The organism is Pseudomonas sp. RIT623 (genome assembly GCF_004519305.1).
Taxonomy (GTDB): domain Bacteria; phylum Pseudomonadota; class Gammaproteobacteria; order Pseudomonadales; family Pseudomonadaceae; genus Aquipseudomonas.
Genome location: NZ_SOZA01000053.1, coordinates 1 through 23,140, shown reverse-complemented (window position 1 = coordinate 23,140; position 23,140 = coordinate 1). Strand labels below are relative to the sequence as shown.

Annotated in this window: 21 protein-coding genes; 13 read left to right on the top strand and 8 right to left on the bottom strand. The window is 61.6% G+C overall.

The genetic code is table 11. The features are described from left to right. Positions 1-49: 49 nt before the first annotated feature. From E3U47_RS23445 to E3U47_RS23425, 5 genes are all read right to left on the bottom strand, one after another. A complete protein-coding gene (locus tag E3U47_RS23445; protein WP_134693960.1) occupies positions 50-895 on the bottom strand; it encodes a hypothetical protein in 846 nt (281 codons plus the stop codon). Then, on the bottom strand, positions 892-3,891 hold the full coding sequence (locus E3U47_RS23440) for a T6SS effector BTH_I2691 family protein (protein ID WP_134693959.1): 3,000 nt from the start codon (positions 3,889-3,891) through the stop codon (positions 892-894). The genes E3U47_RS23445 and E3U47_RS23440 overlap by 4 nt, the downstream gene beginning before the upstream one ends. A 124-nt stretch (positions 3,892-4,015) precedes the next feature. Further along, the gene (locus E3U47_RS23435) at positions 4,016-4,591 is read right to left on the bottom strand and encodes a cob(I)yrinic acid a,c-diamide adenosyltransferase (RefSeq protein ID WP_134693958.1); all 576 of its coding nucleotides are present in this window, start codon (positions 4,589-4,591) and stop codon (positions 4,016-4,018) included. Position 4,592: 1 nt separating this feature from the next. After that, positions 4,593-6,620, bottom strand: a complete 2,028-nt coding sequence (locus E3U47_RS23430) for an ATP-binding protein (RefSeq protein WP_134693957.1) — start codon at positions 6,618-6,620, stop codon at positions 4,593-4,595. Positions 6,621-6,656: 36 nt separating this feature from the next. After that, positions 6,657-7,574: a putative 2-dehydropantoate 2-reductase gene (locus tag E3U47_RS23425; protein ID WP_134693956.1), complete on the bottom strand. Its 918-nt coding sequence runs from the start codon at positions 7,572-7,574 to the stop codon at positions 6,657-6,659. 99 nt (positions 7,575-7,673) lie between these two features. Between E3U47_RS23425 and E3U47_RS23420 the strand changes: the two genes are divergently transcribed. The 3 genes from E3U47_RS23420 (at position 7,674) to E3U47_RS23410 (ending at position 10,522) form a co-directional block, all read left to right on the top strand. Then, positions 7,674-8,159: a YajQ family cyclic di-GMP-binding protein gene (locus E3U47_RS23420; RefSeq protein ID WP_011535522.1), complete on the top strand. Its 486-nt coding sequence runs from the start codon at positions 7,674-7,676 to the stop codon at positions 8,157-8,159. Positions 8,160-8,270: 111 nt separating this feature from the next. Continuing rightward, on the top strand, positions 8,271-9,110 hold the full coding sequence (locus E3U47_RS23415; protein ID WP_134693955.1) for a mechanosensitive ion channel family protein: 840 nt from the start codon (positions 8,271-8,273) through the stop codon (positions 9,108-9,110). Between the two features lie 167 nt (positions 9,111-9,277). Then, positions 9,278-10,522 (top strand): MFS transporter, encoded by a 1,245-nt coding sequence (locus tag E3U47_RS23410; RefSeq protein ID WP_134693954.1) that lies wholly within the window; start codon positions 9,278-9,280, stop codon positions 10,520-10,522. Between the two features lie 131 nt (positions 10,523-10,653). Here the strand turns inward: E3U47_RS23410 and E3U47_RS23405 are convergent, their stop codons facing one another. Beyond that, entirely contained in the window at positions 10,654-12,201 is a 1,548-nt protein-coding gene (locus E3U47_RS23405) for an AmpG family muropeptide MFS transporter (RefSeq protein WP_134693953.1), read from the bottom strand. 44 nt (positions 12,202-12,245) lie between these two features. Beyond that, positions 12,246-12,599: an MGMT family protein gene (locus tag E3U47_RS23400; protein ID WP_134693952.1), complete on the bottom strand. Its 354-nt coding sequence runs from the start codon at positions 12,597-12,599 to the stop codon at positions 12,246-12,248. A 152-nt stretch (positions 12,600-12,751) separates the two neighbouring features. On the opposite strand from E3U47_RS23400, the gene E3U47_RS23395 reads away from it, so the two are divergent. The 5 genes from E3U47_RS23395 to groL all read left to right on the top strand — a co-directional run bounded on the left by E3U47_RS23395 (position 12,752) and on the right by groL (position 17,523). Then, a complete protein-coding gene (locus E3U47_RS23395; protein WP_134693951.1) occupies positions 12,752-13,759 on the top strand; it encodes a DUF481 domain-containing protein in 1,008 nt (335 codons plus the stop codon). A 250-nt stretch (positions 13,760-14,009) separates the two neighbouring features. After that, positions 14,010-14,741 (top strand): HugZ family protein, encoded by a 732-nt coding sequence (locus E3U47_RS23385; protein ID WP_134693949.1) that lies wholly within the window; start codon positions 14,010-14,012, stop codon positions 14,739-14,741. Positions 14,742-14,807: 66 nt separating this feature from the next. After that, a complete protein-coding gene (locus E3U47_RS23380; RefSeq protein ID WP_134693948.1) occupies positions 14,808-15,269 on the top strand; it encodes an FxsA family protein in 462 nt (153 codons plus the stop codon). Positions 15,270-15,537: 268 nt separating this feature from the next. Continuing rightward, a complete protein-coding gene (locus tag E3U47_RS23375) occupies positions 15,538-15,831 on the top strand; it encodes a co-chaperone GroES (RefSeq protein ID WP_003260750.1) in 294 nt (97 codons plus the stop codon). A gap of 48 nt (positions 15,832-15,879) precedes the next feature. Beyond that, entirely contained in the window at positions 15,880-17,523 is a 1,644-nt protein-coding gene (gene groL / locus E3U47_RS23370) for a chaperonin GroEL (RefSeq protein WP_134693947.1), read from the top strand. A 100-nt stretch (positions 17,524-17,623) separates the two neighbouring features. Here the strand turns inward: groL and E3U47_RS23365 are convergent, their stop codons facing one another. Next, a complete protein-coding gene (locus E3U47_RS23365; RefSeq protein WP_134693946.1) occupies positions 17,624-18,352 on the bottom strand; it encodes a phosphatase PAP2 family protein in 729 nt (242 codons plus the stop codon). Between the two features lie 191 nt (positions 18,353-18,543). Here E3U47_RS23365 and colR point away from each other — a divergent pair, with 191 nt between their 5' ends. The 5 genes from colR (at position 18,544) to E3U47_RS23340 (ending at position 22,269) form a co-directional block, all read left to right on the top strand. Further along, complete coding sequence (gene colR, locus E3U47_RS23360) at positions 18,544-19,227, top strand: two-component system response regulator ColR (RefSeq protein WP_003255215.1); 684 nt, start codon at positions 18,544-18,546, stop codon at positions 19,225-19,227. Next, the gene (locus tag E3U47_RS23355) at positions 19,217-20,545 is read left to right on the top strand and encodes a HAMP domain-containing sensor histidine kinase (RefSeq protein WP_134693945.1); all 1,329 of its coding nucleotides are present in this window, start codon (positions 19,217-19,219) and stop codon (positions 20,543-20,545) included. Before colR ends, E3U47_RS23355 begins: the two co-directional genes overlap by 11 nt. Positions 20,546-20,653: 108 nt before the next feature. Beyond that, complete coding sequence (locus E3U47_RS23350) at positions 20,654-21,334, top strand: class I SAM-dependent methyltransferase (protein ID WP_134693944.1); 681 nt, start codon at positions 20,654-20,656, stop codon at positions 21,332-21,334. A 6-nt stretch (positions 21,335-21,340) separates the two neighbouring features. After that, on the top strand, positions 21,341-22,042 hold the full coding sequence (locus E3U47_RS23345; RefSeq protein ID WP_134693943.1) for a lipopolysaccharide kinase InaA family protein: 702 nt from the start codon (positions 21,341-21,343) through the stop codon (positions 22,040-22,042). Further along, positions 22,039-22,269 carry a hypothetical protein gene (locus E3U47_RS23340; protein WP_134693942.1) on the top strand — a complete coding sequence of 77 codons (231 nt, stop codon included), beginning with the start codon at positions 22,039-22,041 and terminating at the stop codon, positions 22,267-22,269. The genes E3U47_RS23345 and E3U47_RS23340 overlap by 4 nt, the downstream gene beginning before the upstream one ends. Positions 22,270-23,140 lie beyond the last annotated feature (871 nt).

The window sequence follows — 23,140 nt, the reverse complement described above, 5'->3', positions numbered from 1 at the left end:
GCCTGACAGCGGCGCTGGGCTGTCAGGCTTGTGCTGCAAGTGGTGGCTTTCAAACCGGTGGGGGCGGGCTCTTGACGTTGAACATCCAGCAAGCTGCACACCAGCACAGCGCTGAAAACATATTGTAAGGGAATAGCACCAGCCAGAAGGGCAGCATCCAATTGTTCTTGCCCTGCATTTCACCAGGCTCGCCTGTGCGCCAGGGGGCGTAGTGACGCCACGCCTGTTTTGGCGACAGGCAAATTGTGTTCAGAGGGATGCGCCACCAATCCGGTTCCTTGGGAGGAGGTAGTTTATCGGGGCCGTAGTCCATGAATCGGCAGATATACTCCCACAATTCTTGTGCATAGAGTGGATTGTCTTCGCTAGGGTTGTTGCTGGGGAACCATATTGCATCCTTTTGTCTCATCTTTCCGTCTTCTGGACGCTGAGCGATCGCTAATCCGTAGTCTATAGTGAATGAACTGCCGCTGAATTCGGTTTTTACAAAATAGCCGCCAACGCATTTCCTCCAGTCAATTGTCAGATTTTTTTTGTTCCGTTTGTAAATAATTGTTTTGGAATTTCGGTCGAAGTAAAGATGTGAGAGTCTTTTAATTAAAAATATACGGTACCAAAGGAGCGGGGTGGCAAAGAAGGGGGCGATGATAACCAGGGCGGCAAGGGTGACATTGAGGTCGTCGGCGTACCATATGTGTGAATCACTCCATACGTAAGCTTCAAAAATAATTAAAAGTAGAGTGGTTGCGGTGTACATTTTGCCCATGAAAATTGAATCAGATATCCAGGGATTTCTAAGGCATAGATATTTTTTGTTGATTTCTACAAATTGGTCGCGAATTGCAGGGGCGATCGAGGATTGGCTGGATTTCTTAAATATCCATGTGATTCTCATTCGTTTGGACTCACCGATAATGTAATAGTAGATTTGCCGTCTTCGTCAATGCCTTGTCGGGGGAAATAATCGATCGACAAGCTAAGCGAGCTCCCCTGTGGGATTTCTGCGCTGAAATTAAGGATTAGCCCTTCGGGAACCAGTAAGGTAGTTGGGGTGGTATTAAGCAGAAAAGCCTTTTTGGCAATGGCATCTTCACGGCTAAAACTCGCCGTCCACGTGCTTATGCCCAGCAAGAAGCCGCGAAGAAGTACAGTGATTTGTCCTCGATTATATGAGTGTTCGATACCCGTTTGGATAATCGTCCCCCAATCAGGGTGCGACCAGTAGGTGGTGTTGTTAATGGAAGTATCGAAATTCCCTATCTCTACCCCTAGCGTTTGCGCCTGTTCTTTGGAGATTTTAATTGGTGTATAGAAGGTTGAATACCAATTTTTCACTTCATCTACGAGCGTTAAGAATGGGGGCAGCTTCATTGAAGCGTCAAGCTTGAGATAGGGGCGATTTTCACCGTCGTTTTGAAGTGTTCCAAATTTCGATCGAGCAGCCCAAAGTTCCATGGGGCCGTGTAAGTGCTCAGATGCCTTTTTCTGTAAGAATAGGCCAATTGTAAGGACGGCTGCCCCAGCTGCAATTGTGGAAATTGCCACCAGTCCCGCTAAAGACATCAAGGCTGCTGCGCTTGCTATAGCTAAGGTGCCTTCCAGGATCACAGCGGAACCAATGGAGATAACTATGCCTGAGATTGCGGTGTCTTCCGCAGCAGATTCGTTGCCATAATCGGCCTGTCGCTTGGCTTTTAATATGTCTGAAGCAAGACCTAATAATATGGCTGGATACCCAACTGCTCGCGCAAAGGAATTGCTGGATAGAAAATTCATAAGCCCGTTGCCGAACGCCATTCCAGGCGCTACGCTGCTGAGCTTGACTGTAACTGACTTCTGCGCAGCCCGGGTCGTTACCAGTGTCGCTGCCAGCGAGCCAACTACCCCAAAGACTGCAGACGCAAACCCCGTTGTGTATTCCGCTGCCGAACTCTTCAGCACATTCGCGTAAGCGACTTTCAAATTGACTATGTTCAGCCAGAGCATCCCAGCGTTCGCTCCAGCGCCTGCAACCGAACGCACTATCGACGCAATCCTGGGTTTCACCGTCTGCGTCGTGGTCATTTCCAGCGTCACCGTGCGGCTACCACTGATGCGCAACTTCTTCGACTCTTCTATCTGCGCCATGCCTGTGTCGATAAATTCCTTCACTGCTTGGCTAAGCGCGCTTTCCCGTACGGCTTGGCCGGTAATTTTGTAGCGCGTGCTCAGCAGGCCTAGCGCCTTTTCAGCATTGGCCTCCTGCGCGGCGGCCACTATCCGCTGCTGAAAGGAATGACTCGCATCCCAGCGGGTCTTGCCGTTCAAGCGCTTGAGCACCACCGTATGCACTGCCTGGGCCGTGAGGTCGGTTATGTCAGCGATTGCCGGGAAGCGTCCCGCCAACACTTCGATGGTGCTGTCCGAAGCCCCGATCAGCGTACCGGCAGCATCGGCCCTGTCTTTGAACGGGTTGAACGGAGCGAGCGCGAGGTACAAAGGGCTGTCATGTTGATCGAGCCATTTCTCCAGCCGCTCAAACCGCAGATCCTGGTCTTCGGCGCCGGGAACAGCTTGGCTCATGCTGCCGAGCATCAACGCCAGGCTCATCTCCAGCCCAAGGGCGCTGGAGTAGTTGTCGCGATCGTAACTGGCAATAACGGCGGCCAGTGACCGCGGGTCGTCAGCATGCTGGCCTTCGGCGGACGCCAGCCAGGCGTCATGGTCCACGCTGGCCAGCAATGCCTGCATCTGCAAATCGGCCAGTACTTGTTGCTGCGCTTCGCGCTCGGCGATGAAGGCGTGGAAAAGGACACTGTCGATGCGTTGCCCCAGCCGGGCACCTTGCGGTGAGTGCTGCTCGTCAGTCAGGGCTTCGTAGCGTGCCAAGCCGATCGATTGATGACTATTTGCCGCGCGTACTCTTGCCTCGTACTCCACATCCGGCGCGTTGGCTGGGTAGAGCGTATGCAGGGTTTTTTCCAGCAGTGCGGCCACGATGCTCTTGTGGTGGTGGTCCTTGCTTTGCTTGCAGATGCGCTCCACATCGTATCGGTAACAAACGGGCACCTTCTCCTGGCTCTCCGGCGGGCCGCCGAACGCATGGCGACTTGGGTCGGGTGCTGCGGGGTCGCGCATGGCGTGCTGATAGGCATTAGCCGATAGCCCCAGGTCCATCGAGATGCCTTCAGCGTCATATAGTGCGACGACGGCAGGGATGCGCGGTTGTGTGGCGGGGTAATGACGTGCCATGCCAGCTAGAGTGCCGCAGGGCATTATTTCCGGGCATGGATGGCTGCTCCAGTCCAGGCTCATGCGCAGCGCATCGGGCTTGAAGTCCTCGACCCAGGTTCGCAGGGCGCTGACAGGCAGCACATGGGCCTGACTGGAGTTTGTTGGCTCGCCGGCAATAAGCTCAGGAATGTCCAGCGCCTGCATATGGCGCCGGCGTACCGCCGCAGAAGCCATGATCCGGGCAGTCATCGCGTTGCTCCACAAATGGGAGCTGTAGCCGATCCACACTTCTGCGGCGGTATCCTGATAGGTATCTGCCCAGACCCAACCTGAGGATGCGCCGCTGATGTACCTGTCTCGTCGGTGATAGTGCTCCAGGCCGTTGTAGCGCAGCTCTTTATAGCGCCCCGCGCCGTTATGTTCGTGGATGACCAACTTCTCGCCGCAAGGGCCTGCCATGAAGACATAGACATACCCGGCGCGCAGGGCGCGGAGGGTGTAGGCGCTTTGATGCAGTGCGGGGAAGCCTTGCTCCAGGGCGAAGCCGGCGTCGGCATAGCGAAAGAAAGGCGCGTCGACTGCCTTGGGCACTACGGCGTAGCGAATCGGCAGAATGGGAATTCGGGCGCTGCAGGCAGGGCGAGAGACGGCACGGGAAACCGTGTTGCTATTCGGCATGGGGGCTCCTTGTCCCGTTACCACCTGGGTTAAGGGTGGTAACTCTGGTATGAGACAAAGAGCTTACTGATGGTGTTGCGAAGAATTTCCCGTGAAACTCCTTAAAGAATCGTAGGAAAATTCGCTATTTGCTTTGATCGTCAGGTTTCGCGTACGGCTGCCAAAGCACTTCAGCAACAGCTTGCCGTCGCCCGATGATCCGCGCCGCCACGAACAGCAGATCCGAAAGCCGGTTGATGTAAGCCAATCCAACCCCCTCCAGCGGTTCCACAGCATTCAACTGCTGACACCGCCGCTCGGTACTGCGCGCCAGGCTCCGACACACATGCGCCTGGGCGATCAGCGCCGAGCCACTGGGCAAAATGAAGTTCTTCAGCGGCCCCAGCTCTTCGTTCCATACATCGATGGCAGCCTCCAGGCGTTCTACTTCACTGAGGTTCAAGGCCTGGTAAGTCGGCATCGCCAGCTCGCCACCCAGGTCGAACAAGCGGTGCTGGCAAGGCGCGAGTACCTCACTCACCTCATCGAGTCCCTGCTCGGCCAGGCCCGCCAGCAACACCCCCAGTTGACTGTTGAGGCTGTCGACCTCGCCAATCGCCTCGATGCGCGGATGGTCCTTGGGCACCCGGCGTCCATCGCCCAGGCCGGTTTCACCTTTGTCGCCGGTGCGCGTATAGATCTTCGACAGGCGATAGCCCATGTCATGTCTCCGAGTGGGTGGTGGCCTGCGGGGCCGGGTTCAGGGGCAGGCGCAGGGTGAAGCAGGTGCCCTGGCCGGGCGTGGATTGTACTTCCATCTGCCCCTTGTGGTTGTTGGTGATGATGAAGTACGACACCGACAAGCCAAGGCCGGTGCCCTGGCCGATCTCCTTGGTGGTGAAGAACGGCTCGAAGGTGCGCTTGCGCACCGTTTCGGGCATGCCGACGCCATTGTCCTCTACCTGGATTTCCGCCCAGGGTGGGCTCAGCCGGGTACGCAAGGTGATGCGCCCTGGCTCGCTGGGTTGCGGGCGCAGGTGGATGGCCTGGGCGGCGTTCTTCAGCAGGTTGAGCAATACCTGCTCCAGTTCGTTGGCGGTGCAGGGCACCGGGCCCAGTTCGGGGTCGAACTGGCGGACGATGGCCTGGCCCTTGAAGTCGAAGCCGATGGTCAGGTCGAAGTCGTTGCCGGCGATCTCCACCGCCTGGTCGATCAGCGCTGGCAGGTCGCACGGTGCCAGCTGGCGATTGCTGCGGCGGCTGAAACTGAGCATGTGGGTGACGATCTTCGCCGCCCTGGCGCCGGCCTGCTGGATGCCATCGAGCAGTTGCGGCACGTCGCGGCTGTCCAGGTAGCGGTTGACCACCGGCAGGTCGATACCCAGCTCGTTGGCCTGCTCCTGGTTGCGTGGCAGGTCCGGCGACAGGCGCCTGCGGATGTTCTGCACGTTGTGCAGAATCGCCCCCAGCGGGTTGTTGATCTCGTGGGCCATGCCAGCGGCCAGGCCACCGACCGAGAGCATCTTCTCCGACTGCACCATCATTTCTTCCAGTGACAGGCGCTGGGTGATGTCGTCTATGCGGATCACCACGCCGCGCCCGCCACCGCCCATCAGCGGGTAGAAGGTCAGGGCGTAATGGCGCAACTCGTCGCCCTTGGGCCAGGTGACCCGCTCGATCTTGGCCACCCGGTGCTTCTCCACGCTTTCCTTGAGCTGCGGCAGGAACGGCTTGAGCGGTTCGAAGGCGAGGAAAATCGGCTGATTCAGCGCCTCGTCCAGCGGCGTGCCGGAGAGCACCGTGGCTTCGTGGTTCCACTGGGTGACGTAAAGCTGTTCGTCGAGGGCGATCAGCGCCGAGGGCATCGAATCGATGATGCTGTTGAGGTAGTTCTGAAAGCCCGTGAGCTTCTTCTCGATCTTGCTGCGCACCTGGACTTCCAGTTCCAGCTTGCGGTTGGTGTGGCGGGTTTCCTCGGCCAGGCCCTGGGCCTGGTCGTAGGCGTCCTGGAATTCGTCGCGGGTGCGTTTGAGCTGCTGTTCACGGGCCTCGATGCGCGACAGCATGGTGTTGAACGCCTCGGCCAGGCTGCCGATCTCGTCGTCGTTGCCGCGCTGGGCGCGCAGCGCGTAGCTCTCCTCGCGGGTGACCTGGCGCGACAACTCCTCGAGGTTGTTGATCGGCAGGGTGATCAGGCGCTTGATCTGCCGGGCGATGACCAGCCACAGCAGCACGCTGAACACCAGGATCGCCAGGCTGGCCGACAGCGTGCCGGTATAGAACGCGGTGGGCAACTCGCTGCTGGCCACCAGTAGCAGGTGCGCGGGCGGGTTGGCGTTGCGTGGCAGGCGAATCAGCTGGGTGCTGCGAAACTCCATGAGGCGCCAGCCATCGATGTTGCGAAAGCGCTTGGGCAGGGTCAGCGCCTCGCCGTGCTGCAATTGCGCCAGCATGCGCCCGTCGCCGCCGTAGATGGCCGCGGCGCGCAGTGGCGTGTAGCTGTCGAGCTCCTTGAGCAGCGCCGTGGCGGTGTCTGGCGAGTCGCCGGCGCGAGCCGACAACTGTGGGTTGGCCACCAGCTTGCCGATGGTCTGCAAGGCCTGGGGCGCCATGCTTTCCTGGGTGATCCAGTAGGCGGCGCTGATGAAGGCCAGGTTGGCCACCAGCAGGATGGTCACCAATAGCACCAGCAGGGCCGCCAGCAGCTTTTGCCCTACCGGAAGGTTTTCCAGGCGTTGGCGCAGGGTCATGGGTCGGGGCGTGTCCATATCCGGTGGATGGAAGCGTCAATCGCTGCGCAGGCCGCGCGCCTCGAGGTTATCGACCAGGCGCCGCAGCAGACGTTCCAGCTGCGGCACCGCGGCGCCGTGGCGGGCGGCGCTGCGGCAGGCATGGCCGAGCAGGTAGTGGACCTCGGTGCGCCGGCCATGGCGAACGTCCTGGTACATCGAAGAGTAGTTGGCCGCGGTGGCGACGATCACCCGTTGCACTTCCTCGTGCAGGTCGCTGGCCGCTTCGGGCTGGCCACAACGGTGCAGCAGGTTGACCAGTTCGTCGCACAGCGGGTCGACTTCGGTCAGGTGTCCGAGCAGGCCGCCATTCTGGCAGTCGTGCAGTACCGTCAGCGGGTTGATCGCACAATTGAGCGCCAGTTTGCGCCATAGGCGAGTAGGGATGTCGAGCGCCCACTGGGCCGGAATACCGGCGTCGTGCAGGTCGTCGAACCAGGATGGCATGCCGGGGCTGGCCGGATCACCCAGCCAGTTGAAGCCGTGCCCGGCAAAGCGAACCTGCCAGTCCGCTTCGCGGAACGCGCCCTCGGTGCTGGAGGCGAAGATGCAGCGGGCGTGCGGCACCTGTTCGGCGACTTCGTCCTGGCTGCCCAGGCCGTTCTGCAGCAGTATCAGCTCGACGCCATGGGCCAGCCTGGGGGCCAGACGCGCCACGGCAGGCGCGGCGTCGTAGGCCTTGCAGGCGACCAGCAGGCGATGGATCGGGCCGGGCGCGTCGAAACTCTGCGCAGGGATCGCATAGTGGTGCTGGGCATCCTGCTCCACCAGCGTCAGCCCGCCCTTGCGTTGATAGGCGGCCAGGCGCTGCTGGTCGCGCAGGATCAGGGCTACCGGTTTGCCGGCGCGGGCCAGGCGGCAGGCCCAGAGACTGCCGAGGCTACCAGCGCCGAGAATATGCCAGGTGCTGCTCATCTGCGTTTCGCAACCCGTTATAATGAGTGCGCATTTTAACCATCAAACCCGACGCGCTCCATCTTCAGGCGAGCGCGCTTTTTTTTCTGGAGATCAACCATGCCTTCGTTCGACGTGGTATCGGAACTGGACAAGCACGAAGTGCAGAACGCCGTCGACAACGCCATCAAGGACCTCGACCGCCGTTATGACTTGAAGGGCAAGGGCACCTTCGAGTTCAAGGACAAGGAACAGACCGTGCTGCTGACCGCCGAGGAGGAGTTCCAGCTCGAGGCGATGCTGGAAATCCTGCGCCTGGCGCTGGTCAAGCGCAAGATCGACGTCAAATGCCTGGAAACCAAGGACCCCTACGCCTCGGGCAAGGAAAAGAAACAGGAAGCCAAGTTCCGCGAGGGTATCGACAAGGACCTGGCCAAGAAGATCGTCGCCACCATCAAGGATGGCAAGCTCAAGGTCCAGGCCGCCATCCAGGGTGAGCAGGTGCGCGTCACCGGCAAGAAGCGCGACGATCTGCAGGAAGCCATTGCCCTGCTGCGCACCAAGGAATTCGACATGCCGCTGCAGTTCAACAACTTCCGCGACTGATCACGGCATCGGAACCTTGATGGCCTAGTGATGTCCATGAGGTCCCTTGGCCGCTGATGTTTCAGCGGCCTGCTTTACTGTGCACTTGCCGTTCGGCATCAGGAGATGAACATGGATTTGAACGCTGAAGTCGATCAGCTGGTCCGCCAATCGCAAACCTGGATTCCATTGATCATGGAATACGGCAGCCGCCTGTTGCTGGCGCTGCTGACACTGGCCATCGGCTGGTGGATCATCAACAAGCTCAGCGCCCGCCTGGGCAAGCTGGTGGGGCTGCGCGCCGATGTGGCGTTGCAGGGCTTCATCAGCTCCCTGGCCAATATCGTGCTGAAAGTGCTGCTGATGGTCAGTGTCGCGTCGATGATCGGTATCGAAACCACCTCGTTCGTCGCCGCCATCGGTGCCGCCGGCTTGGCTATCGGCCTGGCGTTGCAGGGCAGCCTGGCGAACTTTGCCGGTGGCGTGCTGATCCTGATGTTCCGCCCGTTCCGCATCGGTGACTGGATCGAAGCTCAGGGTGTCGCAGGCACCGTGGACAGCATCCAGATCTTCCACACCGTGGTGCGCACCGGTGACAACAAGACGGTGATCATGCCCAACGGCGCGCTGTCCAACGGCATCATCACCAACACCAATCGCCAGCCGACCCGCAAGGTCGTGTTCGATGTGGGGGTGGACTACGATGCCGACCTGCAGAAGGCGCGCAACGTGCTGCTGGAGCTGGCGCAAGACCCACGCGTGCTGCAGGACCCGGCGCCGCAAGCAGTGATCTCGACCCTGGGCGACAGCTCGATCACCGTGTCGCTGCGTATCTGGACCAAGACTGCCGACTACTGGGACGTGCTGTTCATGCTCAATGAGCATGCCCGTGACCGGCTCAAGGCCGAAGGCATCGACATTCCGTTCCCGCAGCGGGTCATCCGCGTGGTGCAGGAGAGCGCGGTGCAGTAAACCGCTTCGTCACCCTCGCTGTTCATCGTGGGGTAAGCCTGTTCCTACAATCTTGTGGGGATGGGCTTACCCCATGTTGCTTTTCGTGCCCTTACACTTGTTCACAGCACAGGCACTGTCAAATCTGGCATATAGCCTGACCCCGCCCTCAATACCTGATGCCCGCCATGAAGCCTCTGTTGTATATCACCCCTCTGCGCGCCTTGCTGTTCGGCTTGACCCTGGCGCTATTCGAACTGCTGACCTACCTGGCCAGTGACGCCGTGATGCCCGCCATGCCAGTGGTGGTCGGTGACTTGCGGGCCAGCCCCGAATATATCCCCCACGCACTGAACCTCTACCTGCTCGGTGGCGTGGTGCTGCAATGGCTGATCGGCCCCCTGGCCGATCGATTTGGCCGGCGCCCGATGTTGCTGGCGGGCTGCCTGTTCTTCGGGCTGGCCTGCCTGGCTACCTTCTGGGTTCAGGATATTGGCCTGTTCAACCTGCTGCGTCTGCTACAAGGCATCGGCCTGGGCTTCGTGGTCACGGTCAGCTACCCGGCGCTCAACGAGGCCTTCAGCGAGGCCGACGCCGTGCGCATGATGGCTTTGCTGGCCAACATCGCGCTGCTGTCGCCGTTGCTCGGCCCATTGGTGGGTACCTTGATGCTGAAATGGCTGGACTGGCGCTGGCTGTTCGTCGCTTTCGCCCTGGGCGCGGTACTGTGCTGGGGGCTGCTGTACCGCCTGATGCCAGAGACCCTCGGCGTGGAGCGCCGCGATGGCTCGCGCCTGGCGTTCACGCCGATTCACCTGATGCCACTGCTGGCCGGCTATGCCCAGTTGCTGGGCAACCGGCGTTTCGTTGCAGGTAGCGCGGCGCTGGGTCTGGTGGGGTTGCCACTGATCGGTTGGATCGGCCTGTCGCCGGTGCTGCTGATCCACGACGAGGGCCTGAGCACGATGGACTATGCGTTGTGGCAGTTGCCGGTATTCGCCGGGCTGATCCTCGGCAACCTGATCATCAACCGTATCGCCGATCGCTATCCGTTGCCGGCGCTGGTGCGCGGCGCGCTATGGCCGTACCTGGCGGGGCTGGGGCTGATGGTCCTGGCCACCTGGTGCTGGTCGTCGGTGACCAGCGTGGTGGCGGGCATGTCGCTGTATGCCCTGGGCCTGGGCGTGGCTAACGCCGTGCTGTACCGCATGACGCTGTTCTCCAGCGAACAGAGCAAGGGCCTGGTGTCGGCCATGCTGGGCATGATCACCATCGCGCTGCTGGGGCTGGGCGGCGTGGTGCTGGCGATGCTTGGCGCCGGGGCGAGCCTGCTGCACTTCGCCGTCGCCGCGTGTGTGGCAGGGGCGCTGGCGCTGTTGCCCTTGTGGTTCGTGGTGGGCAGGCGTTTCGGGGAAGGGGCTGTCACTCAGTAAACCCGAGTCCTGCAGGAGCGGCCTTGTGCCGCGAAAGGGGCGCAGCGCGCCCCCGGCAATAGTCATGTTGGAGGCTCTGATTGCCGGGGCCGCTATGCGGCCCTTTCGCGGCACAAGGCCGCTCCTACGGTTCAGGGTTGCTCGGCGGCAGAGTTACTCACCGGCACCGGCTTTCCCCGGCCGGCCTCCTGGCGCCAGTGCAGGGCGATCAAGATCAGTGTCGGCACGCCCAGCAGGGCGGTGATCAGGAAGAAATCGTGATAGCCGAACTTCTCCACCATCACCCCTGAGTAGCCGCCGATCAGGCGCGGCAACAACAGCATGATCGAGCTGAGCAGGGCGTATTGGGTGGCCGAGAACTTCAGGTTGGTCAGGCTCGACAGGTAGGCGACGAACGCCGAGGTGGCCAGGCCTGAGCTGAAGTTGTCCAGCGAAATGGTCACCACCAGCATTTCCAGGTTCGGGCCCATGTCGGCCAGCATCAGGAACAGGATGTTGGTGGCCGCCGAGGCCGCGCCGCCGATGAACAGGATCGGCAGGATGCCGAAGCGCACGATCAGCAGGCCGCCGGCGCCGGCGCCGACCAGGGTCATGATCAGGCCGAAGATCTTGCTGACGCTGGCGATCTGGTCCTTGGTGAAGCCCATGTCGATATAGAACACGTTGGCCATCACGCCCATCACCGTGTCGGACATCCGGTAGGTGGCGATCAGCCCGAGCAGCAGCAATGCCTGCCAGCGGTAACGCATGATGAAGTCGTTGACCGGCGTGAGCACCGGCGCCAGGCCGCGGCGGCCCAGGGACGACAGGCAAGCCCAGGTCAGCAGCACGTAGAGGATCAGGCGCAGGAAGGCGCGGTCCTCGAGCAACAGGTCGAGCATGGTCGCGTCGCCGAAGACCACGCTGGCCCAGTCGGTGTTGAACATCTGGGTGAAGCTGGCCGGCACCGAAACCAGCAGGATGATCAGCACGAACACCGAGGCCAGTTGGTGCGTCAGCCCATAGCGTGCGGCCGACAGTTGGGTGCGCAGGGGCACTGGCGGTTCGCGCATCACCAGGGTGGTGAAGACGGCGGGCAGCATCAACACGCCAAACAGCACGTAGGTGCCGGTCCAGGCTTCATGCAGGTAGCTGAAACCGGTGGAGCCGAACCACTCGGCAAAGAACAGCGCGCCGGCTGTGGCAAGCAGTGCGGCGACCCGATAACCGGCCATGTAGCTGGCAGCCAGGGCGGCCTGGCGCTGGTCATCGGCGATCTCCAGGCGGTAGGCGTCGACCGCGATATCCTGGGTGGCCGAGGCGAAGGCCACCAGCACAGCCAGGGCGATCAGCCACGACAGGTGCTTTTGCGGGTCGCAGAAGCCCATGCCGATCAGGCCAAGTACCACCAGCACTTGCGACAGCAGCAACCAGGAGCGGCGTCGGCCCATGCCGCCGAGCAACGGCAGGCGCCACTGGTCGAGCAGCGGCGACCACACCCACTTGAAGGCGTAGGCCAGGCCGATCAGGCTGGCATATCCGATGGTTTCACGCGCGACACCCGCCTCGCGCAGCCATACCGAGAGGGTCGAGAACACCAGCATGTACGGCATGCCGGCGGCGAATCCGAGCAGCAAAAGCACCAGGGTTGACGGGCTGGCATAGGCAGCGAGCGCAGCGCGCCAGGTTTTACGGGGCATGGGCCAACATCTGCCTCAAGGTTTGCGAAAACAAAGCGCGCACTCTAACCGCTGTGCTCCATCGGGCGCCAGCCATGGCGCGCCATATCCACACGATTATTGGCCACATTCACGCCTTCTGCGCGCAAGCGGGCGCGTTGTTCGTCGCCCGAGGGTGTGCCCAGCGCCAGGCTCAGCCGGCCACCAGCGCCGAGCACGCGATGCCAGGGCAGGCGGGTGTCGCCAGGCAGCTGCCCCAGGGTACGGCCAACCCAGCGCGCCGCGCGGCCAAGGCCGGCCAGCTCGGCCAGCTGGCCGTAGCTTACCACCTTGCCGCTGGGGACTTGGCCCAGCACCGAGTACAGCGCCATTCGTCGGGCCTGTGCGTCTGCTGGAGGTGGTGCGAGTGGCGTGGGCATCACGGCGCCCCTGGCCTGTGGATGAAACCGGACAGGCGGTTTGGGTAAATGCGAGTGGAACTCATCGACATGAGGTGGGTCTGTCCTTGCTCAGGGCCGGGGTATCTGGATAATGCCCGGCTTTTTCGTCGAATCGAACCCGTATTGCATTTATGTATTCTAGAACCCTGCTGTGCCTCGTTGCCGCTTCCCTGTGCGCCCCAGCGCTCGCTGACACCGTGTGGATGAAGAACGGTGACCGCCTGAGCGGCAAGATCAAAGTCTTCGACGGCGGCAAGTTGCTGTTGGAAACCCCTTATGGAGGCTCCATCGCCCTGGACTGGAAGCAGGTGCAGACCCTGGAGAGCGACCAGGAGCTGCTGGTCAAGCAGGATGCCTACAGTGGCGAAAAAGCCAAGTCGCTCAAGGCCGCCGAGCCGGGCAAGGTGACCTTGGCCAATGGCGAGGCGCCGAAGACCGTCGAATTGGCCAGCATCGAGCAGATCATGAAACCGCGACCGCTGCTTGAGGACTTCCTGTGGAAAGGCAATGTCGATGTGGCGATGGACTACAAGCGCGCCGAGAACAATACCGACGACTATGACGTCAGTTTCAAGACCACCGCCCGCCACGGGCGCTGGCGGCACAACGCCGAAGGCGAGTACAACCGCGAGACCAAGGATGACGTCACCACCACCAATAACTGGAGCGCCGAGTACGCCCTGGACCGCTTCATCACCGATAAGTGGTTCTGGCAGGGGCGGTTGGAATACAAGCGCGATCATATCGAGGACCTGGCCCGCCAGCGCACCGTCGGTACCGGCCCGGGCTATCAGTTCTGGGATGACGAACTGGGCGCGTTCTCGCTGGGCTCGCTGATCAATCGCACCGATTTCGAGTACCGGGATGGTCGCCAGGACAACTTCTATGCCGCCGCGGTGAAGTGGGATTACAACCGTTACCTGATTGGCAAGAAGGTCGAGTTCTTCACCAATGGCGAGTTCGGCAGGCCGTTTAGCAGTGTCGCCGACTACTCGCTGGATGCCGAGTTGGGGCTGCGTTACAAGGTGACCGAGTGGGCGTCGTTGAACCTCAAGGCCGAAAAGGACGTTATCAGGGGCACGCGTGACAGCGACCTGGACAAGACGCGGTATACCGCCGGATTCGGTGTTACCTGGTAAGACGATCCTGCAGGCGCTATGCGTGCCCTTTGTAGGAGCGGCCTTGTGTCGCGAAAGGGCCGCAAAGCGGCCCCGGCGATGTCTGCCTCGTCGCTGAGATCCTGGGGCTGCTGCGCAGCCCTTTCGCGACACAAGGCCGCTCCTACAGGGATATGCGTAGCTCCAGGCCTGCGCAGCATACCTAGTGGCGGCAGCGGGTGATAATGCTTATCTTGTCACTCATCCAGTCCGCCGCCAGGAGCCCACACCCGTGAGTACCAACGCCCTTCGCCCCGCCCGGGAACTGCTGCTCAAGGAGTATCGCGGTGTCCTCTCGACCCACTCCAAGTCGATGCCCGGCTTTCCTTTTGGCTCGGTGGTGCCCTACTGCCTGGATGCCGAGGGCCATCCGCTGATCCTTATCAGCCGCATTGCCCAGCACACCCATAACCTGCTCAAGGATCCCAAGTGCTCGATGCTGGTGGGCGAGCGCGAAGCAGAAGATGTGCAGGCCGTCGGGCGCCTGACGGTGATGGCCGAGGCCCACAAGCTCAGCGACGAGCCCGCCATCGAAGCGGCCGCGGCGCGCTACTATCGTTACTTTCCCGAGTCGGCGAATTATCACAAGGCCCACGATTTCGACTTCTGGGTGCTGCAACCGGTGCGTCACCGCTACATTGGCGGGTTCGGTGCGATCCACTGGCTCGACCAGGTGACCCTGGCCAACCCGTTTGCCGGCTCCGCCGAGGCGAGCATGATCGCGCACATGAACAGCGACCACGCCAATGCCATTGCCCACTACGTCGAGCTGACCGGGCTGCCGCGTAGCGTGCCTGCCGAACTGGTCGGTATCGACAGTGAAGGCATGCACCTGCGCATCGGCCAGGGCGTTCACTGGCTGGCGTTTCCTGAAACTTGCAACACGCCGACACAAGTCCGCGAGGCCTTGGTACTGCTGGCCCGCGCTGACCAGTGGCCAGTGGCGGCGGCGGTCGAGGGTTGAAAATCGGCAGCAGGGCATCCATCTGATGGTCTTACAGGAAGATTCTCTTCCATCGAGGAATGCTTGATGCGTGCTTTTCTACTGCTGTTTCTACTCTTCCCTGTGCTGGAGCTGTTCGTCTTCGTCAAGGTCAGCGCCGCCATCGGTTTCTTTCCGGCGCTGCTACTGATCATCGCCGGTTCTGCCCTGGGTGTGCTGGTGATGCGCGTGGCTGGCCTGGCCACCGCCTTGCGTGCCCGGGAAAGCCTGCAGCGTGGCGAACTGCCCGCCGAGGACATGTTCCAGGGCCTGATGCTGGCGGTCGGTGGCGGCCTGCTGCTGCTGCCAGGCTTCATCAGCGACGTGTTGGGCCTGCTGTGCCTGTTGCCGTTCACCCGGCGCCTGGTGGCGGCGAAGATGCGCCGCCGTGCCGAGGAGCAGGCCCTGCGCCAACGAGCCTTCCAGGATGATCCGTACCAGGCGCAACCGCGTGATGGTGGCCATCGCCCCAATGTGATCGAGGGCGAGTACGAGCGTCGTGACAAGTAACGGCGTCCAGTGCTGTGGCTTGCCGCATCGCGGGGCAAGCCGGCGGCCACATCGGCCTTGAAAGGCCAGGTAAAAAAAATTCCCTATCAAGCCTTGTAATCAATTTTGTCGGCCTCATGTATGTGGTCACCGCAAGGTTTCTGGTGGTGACACCAGGCATGACACACGTGGTTCGCCCGTCGCGGGCCACTCCCGGCAACGCCGGACCGTATCAACCTGCCGGTGTCGACACCGGCCGATGAAAACCACTATTTGGGAGAGATCGACAATGAAGCTTCGTCCTCTGCATGACCGCGTCGTTATCCGCCGCAGCGAAGAAGAATCGAAAACCGCTGGCGGTATCGTCCTGCCGGGTTCGGCCGCTGAAAAACCAAACCGCGGCGAAGTCGTCGCCGTCGGCACCGGTCGCATCCTGGACAACGGCGAAGTGCGCGCGCTGGCCGTGAAAGTGGGTGACAAAGTGGTTTTCGGCCCTTACTCGGGCAGCAACACCGTGAAAGTCGATGGCGAAGACCTGCTGGTCATGGCCGAGAACGAAATCCTCGCCGTTATCGAAGGCTGATTTCCCCGACTTCCCGTTACTCCAAAGAATTCCAAGGATTAAACGATCATGGCTGCTAAAGACGTAAAATTCGGCGATTCCGCTCGTAAGAAAATGCTGGTTGGTGTCAACGTTCTGGCTGACGCGGTAAAAGCGACCCTCGGCCCGAAAGGCCGTAACGTGGTTCTGGCCAAGAGCTTCGGCGCGCCGACCATCACCAAGGACGGTGTTTCCGTCGCCAAAGAAATCGAGCTGAAAGACGCCTTCGAGAACATGGGCGCCCAGCTGGTCAAGGAAGTCGCTTCCAAGGCCAACGATGCTGCCGGTGACGGCACCACCACCGCCACCGTTCTGGCCCAGGCCATCGTCAACGAAGGCCTGAAGGCCGTCGCTGCCGGCATGAACCCGATGGACCTCAAGCGCGGCATCGACAAGGCCACCGCCGCCGTCGTCGCCGAGCTGAAGAACCTGTCCAAGCCATGCGCCGACTCCAAGGCCATCGCCCAGGTAGGCACCATCTCCGCCAACTCCGACAACTCCATCGGTGAAATCATCGCCGAAGCCATGGAAAAAGTCGGTAAAGAAGGCGTGATCACCGTCGAAGAAGGCTCGGGCCTGGAAAACGAACTGTCCGTCGTCGAAGGCATGCAGTTCGACCGCGGCTACCTGTCGCCGTACTTCGTCAACAAGCCGGACACCATGGTGGCTGAGCTCGAAGGCGCGCTGCTGCTGCTGGTCGACAAGAAGATCTCCAACATCCGCGAGCTGCTGCCAGTACTGGAAGCCGTTGCCAAGGCCGGCCGTCCGCTGCTGATCGTTGCCGAGGACGTCGAGGGCGAAGCCCTGGCTACCTTGGTGGTCAACAACATGCGTGGCATCGTCAAGGTTGCCGCCGTCAAGGCCCCTGGCTTCGGCGATCGCCGCAAGGCCATGCTGCAGGACATCGCCGTCCTGACCGGCGCCACCGTGATCTCCGAAGAGATCGGCCTGTCCCTGGAAACCGCCACCCTGGAGCACCTGGGTAACGCCAAGCGCGTGATCCTGTCCAAGGAAAACACCACCATCATCGACGGTGCTGGCCAAGAATCCGACATCCAGGCTCGCGTCACCCAGATCCGCGCCCAGGTTGCCGACACCACTTCGGACTACGACCGTGAGAAGCTGCAAGAGCGTCTGGCCAAGCTGGCTGGCGGTGTTGCCGTGATCAAGGTCGGTGCCGGCACCGAAGTCGAGATGAAAGAGAAGAAAGCCCGCGTCGAAGACGCCCTGCACGCGACCCGTGCTGCCGTCGAAGAAGGCGTGGTACCTGGCGGTGGTGTTGCCCTGGTGCGCGCCCTGGCTGCCATCGTTGAGCTCAAAGGCGACAACGAAGACCAGAACGTCGGTATCGCCCTGCTGCGCCGCGCCGTCGAAGCCCCGCTGCGCCAGATCACTGCCAACGCCGGCGACGAGCCAAGCGTTGTCGCTGACAAGGTCAAGCAAGGTTCGGGCAACTTCGGTTACAACGCCGCTACCGGCGAATACGGCGACATGATCGAGATGGGCATCCTGGACCCAGCCAAGGTCACCCGTTCGGCCCTGCAAGCCGCAGCTTCGATCGGCGGTCTGATGATCACCACCGAAGCCATGGTTGCCGACCTGCCGGAAGACAAGCCAGCTGCTGGCGGCATGCCTGACATGGGCGGCATGGGTGGCATGGGCGGCATGATGTAAGCCAGCCTTACCCCCTGCACCAAGGAAAAGCCCCGGCTCGCGAGAGCCGGGGCTTTTTCGTTTGTCTCGAGGCCAGTGGGGCGGCAAGGCGGCCCCTGGCTCAGGCCATGCTGCGCTCGTCGGCTGGCGCTTGCGCCCGGCCCCGGCGATACAGCACCGGGTAATACGACCCAAGGCCGATCAACCAGCAGAACACTGCCGTCCACACGTTGTGCGACAAGAAGTGCGCCCCCTGCATCATCCGTCCCAACGACAACACCGAGCCCGCCACGAACGCGAGCAACAACGCCGCCCGCGCCAGCCGCGGCTTACGGTCGCGCAGCACGAAGAACAGCGCAAACAGGCAGAACCCGGTCGTCGCGTGGCCACCCGGCCAGCACAAGCCTGGCTTGTCGGTGGGCGGCCGGGGTTCGAGCAGCTTGCTGTAGGTTTCCTTGCCACCGAACTGGGTCAGGCTCCAGGGGCATTGCACCTGGGTCAGTTGCTTGAGTGGGGTTACGAACGCGGTGGACAGCCCCAACGCCAGTACCAGGCAGCCCAGTTCCCGTCGCCAGCCATACAGGCGCTGCCAGCAAAAACTCAGGGCAAGTGCGGCGATACTCAGCACGCCGAGCACGATCACGCCTTGCTTGACCCGGTCATGCAGGATGGTCTCCAGCAGGTAGCTGTGGCGGCCGATGAATTCGCCGGCCACCGGGTTGTAGAACAGCCTGGCCAGGTCCATGTCCAGCGAGGTCCATTCCAGCAGGACCAGTGCCACGGCGGTGACGAAAGGGATGCCCAGGTACAGCCACGGGTTGATCGGGCGAGGGTGGACAGTTGCCTGCATGGTGACTCCAGCGGGTGGGGGACGGGTGTGAAAATGACTGGGCATTGTCCTGCGCCCGCTATCCTGTGTCCGTGAAGGATCAGTGAAAAAACTGTCAAGTTCGCTGAATTCGCCCCAGGGCTGGCACCGCGCGGGCGATGGCCTTAAGCTGCGCCTGCCGCGCACTGCGAAGCGCCGCACAGGAGACCTCGATGCGCATTCTTTTGGTTGAAGACAACCGCGATATCCTCGCCAACCTGGCCGACTACCTCGGCATGAAGGGCTATACCGTCGACTGCGCCCAGGACGGCCTGTCCGGCCTGCACCTGGCCGCCACCGAGCACTATGACCTGATCGTGCTCGACATCATGCTGCCGGGCATCGATGGTTACACGCTGTGCAAGCGCCTGCGCGAGGACGCCCGTCGCGATACACCGGTGATCATGCTCACTGCTCGCGACCAGTTGGATGACCGCCTGCAGGGTTTCCGTTCCGGGGCCGACGACTACCTGCTCAAGCCATTCGCGCTCTCGGAGCTGGCCGCGCGCATTGAAGCGGTGTTGCGCCGTGCCCAGGGCGGCGGGCGGCGCACGCTGCAGGTCGCCGACCTGAGCTACGACCTCGATACCTTGGAAGTCACCCGCCAGGGCCGCCTGCTCAAGCTCAACCCGGTTGGCCTCAAGTTGCTTGCCGTGCTGATGCAGAAAAGCCCCCATGTGCTGCGCCGTGAGGTGTTGGAAGAAGCCCTGTGGGGCGATGACTGCCCGGACAGCGACAGCCTGCGTAGCCATGTCCACCAGTTGCGCCAGGTGATCGACAAGCCGTTCGAAAAGCCCCTGCTGCATACCGTCCATGGCGTCGGCTATCGCCTCGCCGAGGGCCGCGATGGAGTTTAGACAGAGCCTTGCCCAGCGCATCATCATCGCCTTTGCGCTGATGAGCGCGCTGGTCGCCGGGGCCTTCGCCTTCGGCATCGTCGCCACGGTGCATCTGGTCGAGGAGCGGCTGATCTCGTCGGTACTGGGCGGTGACCTGCAGCGCCTGCTGCGCATGGACAGCGTCAGCGACTGGAGCCACCGGCCGCGCCCCGACCAGCTGTTCTACTTCAGCGGCGGGCGCGACGACTTCGAACTGCCCAAGGACCTGCGCCACCTGGACGTTGGCTTTCACGAGGTGTTCCGCGACCAGTTGTCGTACCACGCCATGGTCGAGATCGTCGATGGCCGGCGCTATGTGCTGTTGCAGGACCAGAGCGACTTCGAGGAGCGCGAGCGGGTGCTGTTCGCCGTGGTGGTGGTGGGCTTCGTGCTCAGCCTGGCCCTGGCGGTGATACTCGGATGGTTGCTGGCGCGGCGGGTGATGGCGCCGGTGATTCGCCTGGCGCGCCAGGTGCGTCATCGCGACCAGTTGCTGGGCCTGGCGCCGCCGCTGGCGCCGGACTATGCCGCGGACGAGGTTGGCCAGTTGGCGGTGGCCTTCGACGATACCCTTGGGCGCCTGCGTGATGCCCTGACCCGCGAGCGCCTGTTCACCAGCGACGTCAGCCACGAGCTGCGCACGCCCTTGATGGTGCTGGCCACCTCGTGCGAGCTGTTGATGGAGAACCCCAACCTGCAGAGCCGCGCGCGTAGCCAGGTCGAGCGGATTGCCCGGGCGACCGAGGAGATGCGCGAACTGGTCAAGACCTTCCTGATGCTAGCGCGGGCCCAGCGCGACGAGGGCGCGGTGGCCTCGCGTGCGACCCTGCGCGAGGTGGGCGACGACTTGATCGGCGTGTGGCGCGACACCATCGAACAGAAGGGCCTGGTGCTGCACTACGACGGTCGAGCGAATGCCAGCCCGGTGCTGTACAACGCCACCTTCCTGCAATCGGTGATGGGCAACCTGCTACGCAACGCCGCCCACTATACCGATGGTGGTTACATCCGCCTGAGCCTGGAGGCCAATGGGTTCAGTGTCGAGGACAGCGGCGTGGGCATTCCCGAGGAGCAGCGCGAGGCCATGTTCCGGCCCTTCGTGCGGGGGGACGAGCGCCGTGGCGAAGGCCTGGGCCTTGGCCTGTCGCTGGTGCAGCGGATCTGCGACGACCAGGGCTGGCGAGTGACCCTCACCGCGACGCTGCCCCATGGCTGCCGCTTCCAGGTAGACCTGAGCCAGGGTAAACCGGTGGTGCAGGACAGCGAGGGCCGCGACGGCGTCTTGGATCCGGATTAACGTTCGGTAACATCTGCGGCTTGTTCTGACAGATTTTTCACATCGACATGACCTGACGCCAACGCTTGCCTGCCTAAGGTGTGGCGCACTGGAGTCAGGAGATGTTCAATGCGTAGCCCCATCAAACTTGCGTTCTCGCAGAAGTACGACCGGGACCATGCCCGTGAGTACTTCCTCAAGCACCAGGATGGCCTGGCCCGTCGCCTTTCTCACCTGCGCGACGAGCAGTTGGCCCGGCGTGCCTTGGCGCTGGCCGGGGAACCGGGGCTGGTGCTTGACCTTCCGTGCGGTGCTGGCCGTTTCTGGCCGCTGCTGGCGGAGAAACCCAACCGGGTGATCATCGGGGCGGACAACTCTGCCGCGATGATCGAGACAGCCTGTACGGCACAACCGCCAGAGGTGGTGGCGCGGGTACGCCCCTTGCAGACTTCCGCTTTCGCGATTGATCTGCCGGATAACGCAGTCGACAGCATTTTTTGTATGCGGCTGTTCCATCACATTGGTGATCCAGCCCATCGCAGAACAATTCTTTCAGAATTTCAAAGAGTTAGTCGTGACAGTGTAATTCTGTCACTGTGGGTGGATGGTAATTTCAAGGCTTGGCGACGTCGCAAGCTGGAGGTTCGCCGTGGTGCCCAGGCAGCGCAGGGCAGCTATCAGAACCGGTTTGTGTTACCAGCGGCTACAGTTGAAGAAGAATTTTCCTCTGCTGGCTTCAGGATTCAGGAACGTCTCGACTTCCTGCCGTTCTATGCCATGTGGCGAGTGTATGTATTGCGCAAGGGGTAGAGATTGATGGCGGTAGTCCAGAAAGAATCCAGGCAGTTCGAGTATTACTGGCAGCAGCAGGGGGAGTGGGTCGAGGAACCTAACCAGCGCCGCGGTGGCGAGAGTGGTGTGCAGCGCCTGAGCGATGACCATGGCCACATGCTGTATGCCAAGCGTCAGGTGGGGCATATCTATCGCAGCCTGCTGCACCCGTTCGGCCGGCCCACGGTGTTGCGCGAACTCGATGCATTGCACAGCTTCGAGCAGTTGGGTGTGCGGGTGCCGCGCATCGTCTATGCCGGCGCCGAGCGCGATGCCGATCATCAATGGCGCGCATTGCTGGTGAGCGAGGCGCTCGAGGGGTTCGTCGATCTTGATACCTGGCATGCCGAGGGTGCCCGCGAGCGATATCCGCAGGCGGTTCACGAGCGCATGCTCAAGGACTTGGCGGACAACCTGGCGCGTATGCACCTGGGCCATTGGCAACATGGCTGCCTGTACGGCAAGCATGTGTTCGTCAAGGTGATGGGCGACGGGGAGCAGGCGCGGGTCGAGGTGGCGTTGCTCGATCTGGAGAAATGCCGGCGGCGGATCAGTTGCCAGCGCGCGGCGTACAACGACCTGCGCCAACTGCGCCGCCATTCGTCGTTCAATGACGCGCAATGGCAGATGTTGCTCTATTTTTACCAGATGGCGTTTGGCAGCGCTGTCAAAGGGTTAGAGCAATGAAACTAGAAATCGCTCGAGCTTTGTTCCTGGTGGCGGCGTTGGCGGTGACCACCGCGGCGGCGGCGGCCTGGGAGCAGCCTCGCCCGACCGTGTTCAGCAAGGCCGAGGTCGGTGGGTTGTGCCCGCTGCCGCGGGTGGCCAAGGCTGACCAGGCGCGGGCTCAGCCGGACCATGATCTGCTGTTGTTTCTGTTTGGGATGAAGCAGGGGTTACGGCCGTTTGGCTAAATGCTGGCTGGCGCCAGGGGCTTTAGGAAGTTCCTGGCGTTTTGATTTTAGTGATCATGTTTTGGTTAGTTGGTTAGTTGGTTAGTTGGTTAGTTGTTGGTTTTGGTTGTTTTGTGTGCATTCATTTGTGATGTCGACGCATAGTCACCTTTCCGCCCTTACGGCGGGTCCCTTTTTGAAGGATCAAAAAGGAACCAAAAAATCCTCGCTCCATTCATCCGGCCCCTACGCTGCGCTCCGGGGTTCCCTCACTCCGGCCTTGCTCCCGGGAGGACCGCGCTGTAGGGCCCATCCTGGGCCCCAGCGCTTGACGGGCATTCATGCCCGTCACCTCCCTACGCAAGGCCTGCGTTCGGCCTCCTGAAGTCGCGAAGTTAGGGGCGGCGCCTGCACTGGCGCAGCTAGTCGCTAGTTGAATGTGTGGGAACTCTGGTTCGCATTGCGGGGCAAGCCCGCTCCCACGCCAAACCGGTAAAGTGGCCAAGCGTGGAAGTGGGCTTGCACCACGACGGCGTTGGAACAAACAACACATTTCCAACTAAAAAATCAAAAATCTCTGCCCTTGATCTGCTCTTGATCTGCTCTTGATCTGTTTCGCTGTTGATTTTGCTTCTAAGCGCGCAATAGTTCAGGCGCCGCCAATTGCGACTTCAGGAGGCCGAGCGGAGTTCTTGCGTAGTGGGGCGACGGCCATGGATGGCCGTCGAGCGCTGGGGCCCAGGATGGGCCCTACAGCGCGGCACCCACGGGAGCAAGAACGGAGCGAGGGAACCCCGCAGCGAAGCGTAGGGGCCGGATGAATGGAGCCAGCGGTTTTTGCCTACTTTTGCCCGCGTGCAAAAGTAGGTCGCCGTAAAGGCGAAAAGGTGAA